At 69.8% G+C, this 12,683-nt stretch carries 13 protein-coding genes; 5 read left to right on the forward strand and 8 right to left on the reverse strand.

Features of this window, described 5'->3' with window-relative positions; all coding sequences use genetic code 11:
• Positions 1-39 precede the first annotated feature (39 nt).
• Entirely contained in the window at positions 40-1,080 is a 1,041-nt protein-coding gene (locus QSK25_RS01180; RefSeq protein ID WP_285631120.1) for an MFS transporter, read from the forward strand.
• On the opposite strand, the gene QSK25_RS01185 is transcribed toward QSK25_RS01180, so the two are convergent.
• Positions 1,074-2,018 carry a DUF1152 domain-containing protein gene (locus QSK25_RS01185; protein ID WP_285631123.1) on the reverse strand — a complete coding sequence of 315 codons (945 nt, stop codon included), beginning with the start codon at positions 2,016-2,018 and terminating at the stop codon, positions 1,074-1,076. The genes QSK25_RS01180 and QSK25_RS01185 overlap by 7 nt on opposite strands.
• Positions 1,958-2,656, reverse strand: a complete 699-nt coding sequence (locus tag QSK25_RS01190; protein ID WP_285631126.1) for an LLM class flavin-dependent oxidoreductase — start codon at positions 2,654-2,656, stop codon at positions 1,958-1,960. The genes QSK25_RS01185 and QSK25_RS01190 overlap by 61 nt, the downstream gene beginning before the upstream one ends.
• A gap of 126 nt (positions 2,657-2,782) precedes the next feature.
• Here QSK25_RS01190 and QSK25_RS01195 point away from each other — a divergent pair, with 126 nt between their 5' ends.
• A complete protein-coding gene (locus QSK25_RS01195; protein ID WP_285631129.1) occupies positions 2,783-3,637 on the forward strand; it encodes a bile acid:sodium symporter family protein in 855 nt (284 codons plus the stop codon).
• Here QSK25_RS01195 and QSK25_RS01200 read toward each other — a convergent pair.
• A complete protein-coding gene (locus QSK25_RS01200) occupies positions 3,614-4,108 on the reverse strand; it encodes a DUF6790 family protein (protein ID WP_352235704.1) in 495 nt (164 codons plus the stop codon). The two genes, QSK25_RS01195 and QSK25_RS01200, sit on opposite strands and share 24 nt — an antisense overlap.
• 108 nt (positions 4,109-4,216) lie before the next feature.
• Positions 4,217-5,731 carry a M28 family metallopeptidase gene (locus QSK25_RS01205; protein ID WP_285631134.1) on the reverse strand — a complete coding sequence of 505 codons (1,515 nt, stop codon included), beginning with the start codon at positions 5,729-5,731 and terminating at the stop codon, positions 4,217-4,219.
• A gap of 95 nt (positions 5,732-5,826) precedes the next feature.
• Between QSK25_RS01205 and QSK25_RS01210 the strand changes: the two genes are divergently transcribed.
• Positions 5,827-6,567: a lipopolysaccharide core heptose(II) kinase RfaY gene (locus tag QSK25_RS01210; RefSeq protein WP_285631137.1), complete on the forward strand. Its 741-nt coding sequence runs from the start codon at positions 5,827-5,829 to the stop codon at positions 6,565-6,567.
• Here QSK25_RS01210 and QSK25_RS01215 read toward each other — a convergent pair.
• Positions 6,484-7,263: an ABC transporter permease gene (locus tag QSK25_RS01215; protein ID WP_285631140.1), complete on the reverse strand. Its 780-nt coding sequence runs from the start codon at positions 7,261-7,263 to the stop codon at positions 6,484-6,486. The two genes, QSK25_RS01210 and QSK25_RS01215, sit on opposite strands and share 84 nt — an antisense overlap.
• Positions 7,260-8,204 carry an ATP-binding cassette domain-containing protein gene (locus QSK25_RS01220; protein WP_285631142.1) on the reverse strand — a complete coding sequence of 315 codons (945 nt, stop codon included), beginning with the start codon at positions 8,202-8,204 and terminating at the stop codon, positions 7,260-7,262. The genes QSK25_RS01215 and QSK25_RS01220 overlap by 4 nt, the downstream gene beginning before the upstream one ends.
• A 103-nt stretch (positions 8,205-8,307) precedes the next feature.
• On the opposite strand from QSK25_RS01220, the gene QSK25_RS01225 reads away from it, so the two are divergent.
• Both QSK25_RS01225 and QSK25_RS01230 read left to right on the forward strand, forming a co-directional pair.
• Positions 8,308-9,057, forward strand: coding sequence for a TetR/AcrR family transcriptional regulator (locus QSK25_RS01225; RefSeq protein ID WP_285631144.1), 750 nt, complete (start codon positions 8,308-8,310; stop codon positions 9,055-9,057).
• Positions 9,058-9,264: 207 nt separating this feature from the next.
• Entirely contained in the window at positions 9,265-10,026 is a 762-nt protein-coding gene (locus QSK25_RS01230; RefSeq protein WP_285631147.1) for an anti-sigma factor family protein, read from the forward strand.
• A 66-nt stretch (positions 10,027-10,092) separates the two neighbouring features.
• On the opposite strand, the gene QSK25_RS01235 is transcribed toward QSK25_RS01230, so the two are convergent.
• Complete coding sequence (locus tag QSK25_RS01235) at positions 10,093-11,502, reverse strand: nickel/cobalt transporter (RefSeq protein WP_285631150.1); 1,410 nt, start codon at positions 11,500-11,502, stop codon at positions 10,093-10,095.
• Complete coding sequence (locus QSK25_RS01240) at positions 11,499-12,671, reverse strand: tetratricopeptide repeat protein (RefSeq protein ID WP_285631153.1); 1,173 nt, start codon at positions 12,669-12,671, stop codon at positions 11,499-11,501. The genes QSK25_RS01235 and QSK25_RS01240 overlap by 4 nt, the downstream gene beginning before the upstream one ends.
• Between the last annotated feature and the right edge of the window lie 12 nt (positions 12,672-12,683).

Here is a 12,683-nt window from a genome sequence, read left to right on the forward strand (position 1 = left end):
TCCCGAACCGCGACGGCGTGGGCGTGGTGTTCGCACCTCGTGCCCATCTACGCGCTGTACGCGTTGCTCTTCGCCGACAGCGGGCTGTCGGACGCCTCCATCTCGGTGCTGCTCACGATCTGGTCGCTGACCGCGGTCGTGTTCGAGGTGCCGTCCGGAGCGCTGGCCGACCGGTTCTCACGGCGGAGCTGCCTGGTCGTTTCCGGTGTGCTGCAAGCACTCGGGCACGCGGCCTGGATCGTGTTCCCCTCGTTCTGGGGGTTCGCGGCGGGGTTCGTGCTGTGGGGCCTGGGCGGCACGTTGCAGTCCGGGTCGTTCGAAGCCCTGGTGTACGACGGGCTCGCGGCCAACGGCGACGAAGACCGGTACGGACGTCTCAACGCGCGCATCGACACCATCGAGCTGATCTCGCAGGTGCCGGTCGCGGTCATGGCCACCGTGCTGTTCTCGACCGGCGGCTACGAGCTGGCGGGCTGGGTGTCCGTCGTCGTGCTGCTGGCGTCGTCGGTGATCGCCCTGCGGTTCCCCGAACCCGAACGCGGCGGCGGCGACGAGGACGAACTCGGCTACCTCGACACGCTCAGGACCGGGCTGCGCGCGTCCGTGCCGATCAAACGCGCCGTGCTCGCGGTGGCGCTGGTCTACGCGATCGACGCGTTCGAGGAGTACTTCACGCTGCTCGCCCAGGACTGGCACGTGCCGACGGTCTGGGTGCCGATGGCGACGATCGGGGTGCCGTTGCTGGGCGCGGCCGGCGCGTCGCTCGCCGGTCGGTTGCCGCTGCGCGGCTGGGTGCTGTTCGCCTCGGGCCTGACGTTGCTCGCGGCGGCGTGGCTGGCGGTACCGGTCGCGATCGTCCTGCTGGGACTGTTCTACGGCCTGTACCGGTTCGTGCTCGTGCACGTGGAGACCGAGCTCCAGCACCGCATCGAGTCCGACGCCCGCGCGACCATCACGTCGGTGGCCGCGATCGGGTCGGAGTTCGTGGCGTTCGCGGTCTACGGGCTGTGGGTGCTGGGCTCGGCCTTCGCCGTCGCCGCGATGGTCCTGGTGGTGGCGTTGATCGTGCGGCGTCAGTGAGGAAACGCGCGCCGCGGACGGCGGTCGTCCACGCTCTCGCGGTACTCCTCGATCGCGAGGGCCACGTCGAACGCCGTCCGCGTCTCCTGCAGCGACGGCAGGTAGTGCACGCTCTCCGCGAGCGCGTCCAGGTCGACGCTGAAGTACACGCCCATCAACGGGTTCACGAACAACTCGCTGCCCTCGGTGCGGGTCGTGAACCGCACGTCGCCGAACTCGCCCCGCAACGACGCCGCGATCTGGCCGTTCACGATGCTCGGCGACAACGGCGTCGCCTCCTGCGCCTGCCGGACCGCGGTCGTGTAGGCGCGGGCCTCGTGGCTGTCCGACGGGATCGACAACGCACCGAGGTACGCACCGCGCTTGTCGAGCGCCGCCAGGTTCTCCAGCACGTGCGCGTGGCACACGCCGTGGTGCGCGTCGATGCCGAACCCGAGGCTGGTCACGATCTTGACCACGCCGTCGATCCCGGTGACCGCGGCGAGGCTCGTCATGTCCTCGGTGGGCGTGCCGAGGTGCTGTTCGTCGCCGCGCAGCAGGATGTCCGTGCCGCCGTCGACCAGCACGACGGCGTCGATGCCGTGCTTCTCGATGATCGTGCGGTAGGCGGAGCGCAACGGCCGCACGCCGGTGCGCGGGAACGCGTAGACGGTGCCGCCGAGGAACCGCGCCAGCTCGCGTTCGGGGAAGTACGCGTCCTCGCCGGACGTCTCGGGCTCGACGGCGGCGAGCCCCGGCTCGAGCCACGCGTCGAGGTCGAGGCGTTCGAGGTCGCTGAAGCTCAGGCTCGCGTAGTGCACGCGCTTGCCGAGGTCGCGCAGCGCGACGCCGAGCGGGATGCCGGCGAAGACGTCGAAGCCGCCACCGGCTCCGGCGATCAGGACGTTGTTCGCTCTTTTGAGTCTCGCGAAGAGCGGTGGTGTGGCAAGGCTGAACACACCCGCGACCATAGCTTTTCGACGTCGGCGGGGCTCGTGACTTTGACCAGCAGCCGGTCGGGGTGGTGGGCGAGGCCGTCGTCGAGGTCGCCGGCCAGCACGCCCAGTCGCGGGTGTGCGGCCTGGTCGCGGTACCTCGCCACGTGCTCGGTCTGGCCGGCGAACACGAACAGGCCGTCGTCGTGGTGCGCGGCGAGGTCGGCGATCTCGGGGGAGCGCGTGCAGGCGTGCCAGACGTACGGCGCGTTCGGCCACAACGCGCGGAGCTGCGCGTAGTTCTCGAACGTCAGCGGCAGGCCGTACTCGATCGCCCTGCCGAACCAGCCGAACACCTTCGCGGTGTTGCCCCGGCCCAGCACCAGGTCGGTGCGGCCGGGGGCGAGCAGGTCCAGGGTGGCGTACTCGGCGGCGAGCTTCGCCGGGTCGTTCGTGGTGATCAGCGTGGTGGCCGTCGAGAGGGCGATCGTCGTGGTCGCCGCGATGTGCGCGAGGAGCGTGGCCGGGCAGGACGAGCTGTACGGCGGGTTGTGGTGCTCGCCGACCGCGAAGACGTCGAACCCCGCCGCGTCGGCCGCGCGGGCCAGGGCCACGATGCCCGCCGGATCCTGCTCGCCCGCGGTGAAGACGCCGATCTGCACGGCCTCCAGTGTGCCCGGATCGTGACGCCGCTACCGCCACCTGGCCGATTCCATCGAGGCGGGCGTAACGCCAGGATCTTCCGAACAGATCAAACCGCACAAAGCTGGACATCCGCGGAGGCCGCCGTGCTAGTCGTACAGATCTTCCTGCCGCTGGCGCTCGGCCTGGTGATGTTCGGCCTCGGCCTGACGCTCACCGTCGACGACTTCGCGCGCGTCGCCAAGTACCCCAAGGCCGCCGTCATCGCGCTCGTCTGCCAGGTGGTCGTGCTGCCCGCGATCTGCCTCGGGCTGGTGCTGGCGTTCGGGCTCAAGGGCGTGCTGGCCGTCGGCATGATGCTGCTCGTCGCGTCGCCGGGCGGCACGAGCGCGAACCTCTTCAGCCACCTGGCGGGCGGGGACGTGGCGCTCAACATCACGCTCACCGCGATCAACTCGGTGCTGGCGGTGTTCACGTTGCCGCTGGTGGTGGGACTGAGCATGGCGCACTTCATGGCGGACAACGCCGAGGTCGGGTTGCAGCCCGCGAAGTTCGTGCAGGTGTTCGCGATCGTGCTGGTGCCGGTCGCGATCGGCATGCTGGTGCGCCGGAAGTTCGAGGCGTGGGCGCTCAAGATGAACGACCCGGTGCGCATCGCGTCCGTGGTGGTGCTGGTGCTGGTGATCATCGCGGCGATCGCGCAGGCCTACGAGCAGTTGCTCGACAACATCGGCACGCTCGGGCCGGTGGCGTTGCTGCTGAGCATCTTCAGCCTGCTGATCGGCTACTACGTGCCGAGGCTGTTCAAGGTGGAGCGCAAGCAGGCGATCGCCAGCGCGATGGAGATCGGCATCCACAACGCCACCATCGCCATCACCCTCGCGCTCACGGTGCTGAACGACGAGACGATGGCGATCCCGCCGGCCGTGTACGGGGTGCTCATGTACCTGCCCGCGGCGGTGGCGGCGCGGTTGTTGTCACGCAACAAGGCTGCGGTCTAGCGGTTTGTCCGCAGTGGACAGTCGCTGGGCCCTGAGCGCGAGGGCGATGAGGACGGCGGGCGCGAGCACGTCGTAGATCAGGATGCCGCCGGTGTTGCCCGGCTGGTGGTTGCCCGCCGCGAACCACTGGTGGACGTGGCCGATCACCGCGCCCCAGAGGAACATGCTCGCGCCCAGGCCGACGAGCACGCGCTCCCTGGTGGTGGCCGACGCCGACGCGGCGTGGAAGGCCAGCACCGCCAGTGCGAGGTTGGCGAAGGCGATCTCGAACTCGAACGGGGTGCGCGCGAAGCCGATCGTGGCCGCCATCTCGTCCGGGACGACGAGGAACGCGACGACGAGCCACGCGCTGCCGCCGCCGAGCGCGGCGCCCGCCCACCACCGCTGCCAGGTCTCGAGCCGGGCCGCGGGGGACGGGCTGTGGCGGGTGCGCACGACCGCTCCGACGACCGCGATCAGCAGCCAGAGCAGGGGGAACGAGGTTCGCGCGAACCGGACACCCCGGCTGGCAACGCCAGGACGTCCGGCTGCTCGCGACCGAGCAGGTCGCACCGGTCGACCACCGGTGCGACCTCTGGACTAGCTAGCGGATCCCTGCGGCGCGCGTCCGTGCGACTTGCCGGGCGCGCGCACGCCGTTCACCGTCGAGGTGTCGAACGCGAACGTGATCACCGCCGTGGCGATCGCGTCGGCGTTGACGTCCAGCGCGGTCAGGTTCAGGTTCGACCTGTCGTCGCACGGCTGGTGGTAGCACGGGTCGAACGCGACGCCCGCGGTCCCGCCGTACAGCGCCGCCTGCGCCGGGGTCTTGACCTCCTCCGCGCCGGTGAACAGCCCGCCCGCCGGGATGTTCACCGCGATGAACGGCCCGTAGTCGGAACGGCCGGAGAAGTCCGTGTCCTCCGACGGCAGGCCGCGGTCGGCGTAGAACTTCTCGAACACGTCCTCGATCTGCGCCGACCCCGGAGGGATCGGCACGGGCGCGGTACCGCTCGAGTCGTCGCCGTCGTAGATGCCGTAGAAGTGGTTCGGCGAGCCGACCATGTCGAAGTTCAGGTACAGCGCGATCCTGTCGCGGTCGGCCTGCGGCAGGGTCGCGACGTAGTGCTCGGACCCGAGCAGGCCTTCCTCCTCCGCGCCCCACCACGCGAAGCGGACCTTGGCGTTCGGCTTGACCTTCCTCATCTGGACCGCGGTCTCCAGCAACGCCGCGGAACCGCTGCCGTTGTCGTTGATGCCCGGCCCGTCCTGCACGCTGTCGAGGTGCGCGCCGGCCATCACGACGTTGTTCGCGTTGCCGTCGCGGGTCTCGGCGAACACGTTCCACGCCTGCCGCGTCTCCTCGGTGAAGTCGACCACGACGGTGACCAGAGCGCCGGGCGTGCTCAGGATCAGCTCCTGCGCGGCCGCGAACGTCGCGAACACCACGGGGATCGTGAGGCCCGTGACGTCACCGATGGGCGTGACCAGGCCGGTGCGGCCGGGCTGGCCCTCGTTGAACAGGATCACCGCCGCCGCGCCCGCGGCCTGCGCGTTGAGCACCTTGACGTTGAACCCGCACGAGCCGCGCTGGAGCATCGCGACCCGGCCGGGCACGAACCCGGCGAAGTCGGCGGCCTCGCAGCCGCTGCTGTTGCCGTTCGGCGCGGGCGTCGGCGGGAGCACCACGTCGACCGGCTGGATCACGCCGGTCGCGGTGCCCTCGACGGGCTGGTCGAAGCCGTGGCGGTTGAAGTCGGTGTCCCGGACGAACGTCCGCGGCACGGGGGAGACGCGGACGAGCCGCGAGTCGTCCTCCACATAAGGGAAGTCGAACGTCTGCACGCTCGGTGAGAACCCGGCCGCGGACAGTTGCGACACCACGTAGTCCACCGACGCCCGGTATCCAGGACGTCCGGCCGCGCGGTCGCCGTGGGTGTCCGCGATGGACTGGAACGCGTCGAGATGTCGCAGTACGCCGTCGAGAGTCACGGCCTTGGTGAGCTTCGCGGGAGAGTTGTTGTTGGGATCAGCGAGCGCCTGTCCGGTCACGGCCAGTGGTAGAACCAGTGCCAGGACCGCGAACAGTGCGAGCCGTCGAGGACGTTGAACCATCGGTATGCCTCCATGCGTGCTTCGCCGCCGAATGCACCCCCGAAGTTCCTTATCTGCCCGATGTGTCTCGTGTTACACCGTTTGGAGGTGGGAGGGTGTTCCGCCTGCTGGAGACCGCCGTCCGCGTCGAGCCGCTTCCGGGCGAGGGCCTCACCAACGTGCTGCACCTCGTGACTCTCGCGGACGGCCGCAAAGCCGTGCTGCGCCGGCCCAGGGTGGCGCGGGACCTGCCGAAGTTCGTCGTGCCGGGCGCGCCGGAGGTACTCGCGCACAACGGCCGCGGCGACGTGCTGGTCGAGTACGTCGAGGGCCGCCCGCTCGCCGACGCCCTGCCGGTGTCCGACGAGGTCTGGCGCAGCATCGGCGACGCGTTCCGCAAGATCCACCGGATCGGCCTGCTGCACAACGACGTCAACCTCCACAACATCATCGTGGGCGACGGCGAGGCCACGCTGATCGACTGGGACAACCCCGGTCAGGGCAACCCGCTCGACGAGCTGGCGGCGTTCGAGGAACACCTCTACCTGCACGGAACCGCGCTGCCCCAGGCGTTCTGGACCGGGTACGGGTCCACCCCGGACCCGGACCTGCTGCGCGTGCACCGGATCGCGGGCTGCATCGGCTGGCTCGCGAGCGGGGACTGGCGGGAGTGGGAGAACGACAGGACGCTCAGCCCGGACAAGCTGGCGAGGGTCCGGAGCTGGCGGCGACTGCTCGCCGAGTGGCTCGCCGACCAGCTCCGGAACGACCTCCTAGCGGCTGAGGTCGCGGTACTTCAGGACCGACAACGGCCAGAAGATCGCCACGAACACCGCGGGCCACAGCACGGCCAGTAGCAGCGAGTTCTGCGCGGCCCAGGAGTCACCGCCGACACCGGGGTTGCCGAACAGCTCCCGCGCCGCCGCCACCGTCGAGGACAGCGGGTTCCACTCCGCGACCACCCGCAGCCAGCCCGGCATCAGCTCCGGTGAGACGAACGTGTTCGCGAACATCGTCAGCGGGAACAGGAACATCCAGGACGCCTGTGCCGCCTCGGGTTTGACCAGCAGGCCGAGGTAGACGCCCATCCAGACCAGGGCGAACCGCAACCACAGGAACAGCGCGAACGCCAGCAGGGCGTTCAGCAGCCCGTCGTGGAACGACCAGCCGATCACCAGGCCGCACAGCGTGAGCACCAGCAGTTCCAGCGACGAGTTCACCAGGTCCGCGATGCTGCGCCCGGCCACCACGCCGGTCTGCGACATCGGCGACGCGCGGAACCGGTCCGTCACGCCCCGGTCGGCGTCCATCGACACCGTCATCATGGTCGTGGCCACGCCGAACGCGATGGTCTGGCCGAACATGCCCGGCATCAGGAACTCGATGTAGTCGCCGCCGCCGAAGACGTTCATCGCGCTGCCGAACACCAGGCCGAAGATCAGCACCGAGATGACCGGGTAGGCGAGGTTCGCGAACACCCTGACCGGCTCGCGCACCCAGTGGATCAGATCTCTCTTCGCGACGACCCACGAGTCGACGACCGCGTACCTCATGCCCGCACCTCCGAAGTGGCCCTGTGCCCGGTGATGGCGAGGAAGACCTCGTCCAGCGTCGGCCGGCGCAGCGCGATGTCCTCGGCCTCGACCCCCTTCGCCGCCAACGCCGACGTCACGCGGGTCAGCGCCGCGACCCGGTCGGCCACGGCCGCGCTCACCCGGAACGCGTCCGGGTCGACCTCGGCGTGCGGCCCGAGCACGTCCGCGACGACCGGCAGTTCACCGGCGTCGCGGACCACGACCTCGATCCGGTCGCCGCCGAGCTGGGACTTGAGCCCCTCCGGCGTGCCCTGCGCGGCGACGCGGCCGGTGTCCATCACCACGATCTGGTCGGCGAGCTGGTCGGCCTCGTCCAGGTACTGGGTGGTCAGCAGGACGGTCGTGCCCTCGGCGACGACCCGTTTCACCTCACGCCACACCTCGCCGCGGTTGCGCGGGTCGAGGCCGGTCGTCGGTTCGTCGAGGAACAGCACCGACGGCCGCATGACGAAGCTCGACGCCAGGTCCAGGCGCCGCCGCATGCCGCCCGAGTAGTGCTTGGCCCGCTTGCCGGCCGCGTCGGTGAGCCCGAACTGCTCCAGCAGCTCGTCGGCCCGCGCGGCGGCCTGGCGCTGGGACAGGTGGTACAGCCTGCCCCACATGATCAGGTTCTCCTTGCCGGTCAGCACGTCGTCGACCGTGGACTGCTGGCCGTTCAACGCCACCTGCCGCCGCACGGCTGGTGCCTCGCGCACCACGTCGTGACCAGCCACCTCGGCACGGCCGCCGTCCAGGCGCAGCAACGTGGCCAGGATGCGCACCGCCGTGGTCTTGCCGGCGCCGTTCGGGCCGAGCAGCCCGCACACCGTTCCGGCGGGCACGGACAGGTCGAACCCGTCGAGTGCCCAGTTCCTGTCGAATCTCTTGCGCAGGCCTTCCGCGTGCACCGCGTGTCCCACGACTTCACCCCCGGTGGCTTAACTGCGTACGTTGTAAGCTGAGGCGTACGTTGTACACGGTTCTAGGATTCACATGCAAGCGCGTTGTGAACGAGGGGGTTGGGTGAAGAGCGATCGGGACCGGAGCGTGCGGCTGCTGTGGGAGCCGCCGGCCGAGGCGACCAGGGGGCCGAAGGCCGCGCTGAGCCAATCGCGGGTGGTCGAGGCGGCGATCAAGGTGGCCGACGCCGACGGGATCGACGCGCTCACCATGCGCCGGGTGGCCGAGACGCTCGGCAGCACGGCGATGGCGCTCTACCGGCACGTCCCCGGCAAGTCCGAGCTGCTCGACCTCATGGTCGACGCCGTGTGGGGCGAGACCGAGCACACGCCCGAGGGGGAGTGGCGCCAGGGCCTCGAGTTCTTCGCGCGGCAGATGTGGGCGATGTACCGCGCGCACCCGTGGATGCTCCAGCTGACGACCTCGCGGCGGGTGCCCGGCCCGCAGTCCATGACCCGCAGCGACGCCGCCTACGCCGCCGTCTCGCGGCTCGGGCTCGCGCCGGAGGAGATGGTCGCGGTGGTGACGACGGTGGCCCAGTTCGTCGACGGCGTCGGCCGCACGATGGCGGACCGCGTCCAGGCCGAACGCGAGACCGGCATCTCCGAGGAGGACTGGTGGAACGGCCGGGAGGAGCTCTGGCAGCAGTTCACGCCCGAGCGGCTGCCGATGATGAACCACATCTGGAACACCGGCGGCTTCCACCGCCTGCTGGACGAGTTCGAGTTCGGTCTGGCGAGGGTCCTGGACGGCCTCGCGGTGTTCATTGAGTCGGAGGAACGACCGCTGGTTCGTCCACAGACGTGCCTGTAGTCATTCAAGGCACCTTGAGTCGTCCGATCGAGTGAAAAGGGCAGCTCAGCGCCAGGTGGAAGGGTAGTTGGGCGGTTACGTAATGCCATTGTTATGCGATATCAGAATGAACTCGTGGGAACGCTGAACCGACCACTCCTATCTGCCCGTTTTCCTTCGTGACACCGTTTCGCCGCGGGGGTCGAATCGGGACGACGAGGAGGTCGTATGACAGCTGGCGCGCACGACGCGGTCACCCTTGGCTGCTACGCGCTCGGCGTTCTGGACGCGCACGAGAGTCTTGGCGTGGAGCAGCACCTTCGGGGCTGTCCGTCCTGCCGTGCGCAGGTCGCCGACTTCCATCGGATCCGAACAGCACTTGACGACGTGCCTCGTGAGGCATTTCTGCACGAGCTCGAGGACGACCTGCCCATGCCGTCGGACCTGGTGCTGCAACGCACGTTGCGGCAGATCAGGCAGGAGTCGGCCATCCCGCAGCAGCGGGAGTCCGCTCCCCGCCTGAGAGCCAGTCCGGCGCCGCCGCCGGTGGAGGACCTTCCCTCACCGCAGCACGCCAAGGCCCGGCGCTGGCCGGGCTATCTCGCCGCCGCGGCCGTCGCCGCGGTGGTCGCGTTCGGGGGTGCCGCGGTGTTCATGCAGAACGAGGCACCGGGCACGAGCATCGCCTCCACTCGCACGGGCGAGGGGACGGCGGGTGCGATCAAGCTGGTGGCGGAGATCGCTCCGTCCTCGCAGGACCGCTACCTGGTGACGGCGAACGTCGACGGGTTGCCGGCCGCGCAGAAGTGCAAGCTGATCGTGGTGGGCAAGGACGGGACGAAGACCGAGGCCTTCGCCTGGACGACGACCGAGAAGCAACGGGTCGAGGGGTCCAAGGTGCGGGGCATGGTGAGCGTCTCGCCGGACACGGTGCAGTCGATCTCGGTCGAGACGGCCGAGGGCAAGGCGATCGTGGTGGCGAACCTGTAAGGGACGGAAACAGGCGAAGGGCCCGGATTCTTCGGAATCCGGGCCCTTCGAGTTGCATTGGTGTAATTAGACGGCCTGCAATGTCAGCCAGGCGCCGACGACGATGACCATCGCGGCCGTGCCCACCGGTGCGTAATGAGACAGCAGGCGGGTGGCGCGGCCGTCCAGGATTTTCTCCACGCGTTCCCGCGCCTTCACGAGCAGCAGTCCGACGGCGGTGAGCGTGCCGGCCATGCCGATTCCGTAGCCGACGACGAGAAGCACGCCGAACCCCGTGCGGCCGAGCGCCATCGCGCCCAGCAGGACCACGAGGGCGGACGGCGAGGGGACCAGTCCGTTGGCCGCGCCCATGCCGATGAGGCTCGCGCGGCTGTACCCGTGGCCATGACCGTGCCCGTGGCCATGACCGTGCCCATGTCCGTGGCCGTGGCCGTGGCCGTGGCCATGACCGGTCAGGGCACCGGCGAGCGCGGGCTGGCGTTGCGCCGAGAGGGCCGACCGCAGCAGCATCACGCCGATCCCGGCGATCAGCACGCCGCTGACCAGGCCGAGCCAGCGCAGCACCTGTTCACCGGCCAACGCGCTGGAGGCGCTGATGATCAGGCCGAGGACCAGCACGCCACCGGTGTGCGTGGCCGTGACCGACGCACCGACGATGAACGCGTCCTTGGGCGTGCCCTGCCGTCCGGCCAAATAGGCCGCGATGAGCGTCTTGCCGTGACCGGGCAACGCGGCGTGCGAGGCGCCGAGCACCAACGACAGCAGCAAAGCCAGGAACCCGAGCCACGGCGTGAGGTCGTCGCTGCCCAGGATGTCGTTGAGTTCGGCCGCCGTGACGCTGAAGGTCTGGACGGGGGAGCCGGACGCCTGCTTCGGTTCGGACCCCGTGCCCGGTTCGGCGCTGAACGCGACGCTGCGCACGTCCATCGGGCTGCTGAGCAGGTCCTCCGGGTACGTGCGCAGTTCGTCGCTGATGCTCGCGGTCGGCACCTTCGAGTCGGTGAGTCTGACCCCGGTGCCGGCGGCGGTGATCTCCCGCCAGCCGACCCGGTCGGCGTTCGACTCGTCGTGGAACTCGAGCCGCGCCGGCCGGTCGAGCTCCACCCTGGCGGTGAACTCGCAGACCAGCCGTGTCGTGGAGAGTTCGGCCTGGCCGAGCGGGTGGTCCTTGGCGGAGCTGGAGAGCGTCCACGAGATCTGCCGTCCGTCCACGGAGGAACGGTCGGTGCGCGACACCTCCTCGCACCACTGCCTCGCGTCGCGGGCCTTCAGGTTCTCCTGCAACGTCGGGATCTCCGCCACGTCGACCACGGACCGGAGGTCGATCCGGTCGGGGTGCAGGTGCAGCCCGTGGTAGTGGTTGACGCTGAAGTTGCCCAGCGGGTGGGCGGACGCTTCACCGTTGATGAAGAAGATGCCGGCGAGCAACAACGCGACCACCAGAACAGGTCGCACCACCCAGCCCGACAGGCTCACCTGCCGCCTCGCAGCTCCGCGAGCTTGCGGCCTGCCTTGAGGGACTGCAGCGGGGAGAAGTTCGCGTTCAGCCGCAGCGCCTGCACCAGCGCCTCCTGGGCCTCGGCGACGCGGCCGAGCGCGGCCAGGATCATCCCGCGGTGGTAGGAGAACGTGGCGTTCTGCCAGCCCAGCGCGACCGCGCGGTCGGAGTAGCTCAACGCTTCCGCGTCCCTTCCGTTGACGTGCAGTGCCCACGCCATGGCGTCGGCGACGAAGACGCTCTGCCTGCGGCTCCACTCGGCTTCCGCGCGGCGCAGCGCCTGCATGCCATCACCGCGGTCCGCGGCGACGAGGGCAGCGGCCAGATCGTCGGAAGCACCCTGGGACTCCATCAGTCGTTGCTGCTCGGAGAGCACCGCGTACTGCTGCGCGGCCTCCTCTGTCCTGCCGTTCGCCTCCAGCAGTTCCGCGTACTCCTGCAGGTACTGGGGCAGGGGAGCGCGCGCCACGAGCCTGCGGTACGAGTCCAGCGCCACGGGGGTGTCACCCCGGGCCGCCGCGACCTTCGCCATGCCTTGAGTGAGAGTCATGTCGTCTCCTCTCGCCGCCAGTCCCTGCTCGTAGTGCTGCGCGGCAACGTCCAGCTGGTTGTGGTCGAACGCGAGTTCGCCCAGCCGGTAACGGCAGAACGCGATCTCCTCCGGCGTCGTCGAGGCCTTCAGCGCGCGTTCCATCGCGTCGCGGGCACCGTCGACGTCACCGTGGAGCTCGAAGTGGAAGGAGGCACGGGCGAACGACGCCGTGCCGGGCTTCAGGTCCAGCATCTTCTGCACCGCCTCCTCCGCGCCCGCGTCGTCGCCGAGCTGCGTCAACGCGTCCGCCAGCACGCCGTGGGCCTCCGCGGAGGCGGGCAGTGCGGCAATCGCCTTCGCGGCCCAGTCGCGGGCCGCGTGGAAGTCGTGGCGGGCGTTGGCGAGCGTCCCCATGCCGATGGCGGCGAGGCCCGTGTTACCCGCGTTCTTCAGCGCACCTTCGGCCTTCGCGTAGTACGCCGGGTCGGCCGTGACCCGCGCCAGCTCCACGTAGGACGATCCGAGCCTGGCCCAGGAGTCCCTGTCCTGCGGGAGCTCGTGCAACCGCTGCTGGAGCTGGTGGACCACCTTGTGCATCTGGTTCTGCTGCGCCACGGCCGGAACCAC

The sequence above is a fragment of the Lentzea sp. NBRC 102530 genome, assembly GCF_030269365.1.
In the GTDB taxonomy this organism is placed as follows: domain Bacteria; phylum Actinomycetota; class Actinomycetes; order Mycobacteriales; family Pseudonocardiaceae; genus Lentzea.

What these genes read in the sequence shown, in the direction of transcription:
- QSK25_RS01230 (WP_285631147.1), top strand. Translation starts at nt 9,265, where the DNA reads ATGACAGCTGGCGCGCACGACGCGGTCACCCTTGGCTGCTACGCGCTC.
- QSK25_RS01215 (WP_285631140.1), bottom strand. Translation starts at nt 7,263, where the DNA reads ATGAGGTACGCGGTCGTCGACTCGTGGGTCGTCGCGAAGAGAGATCTG.
- QSK25_RS01205 (WP_285631134.1), bottom strand. Translation starts at nt 5,731, where the DNA reads ATGGTTCAACGTCCTCGACGGCTCGCACTGTTCGCGGTCCTGGCACTG.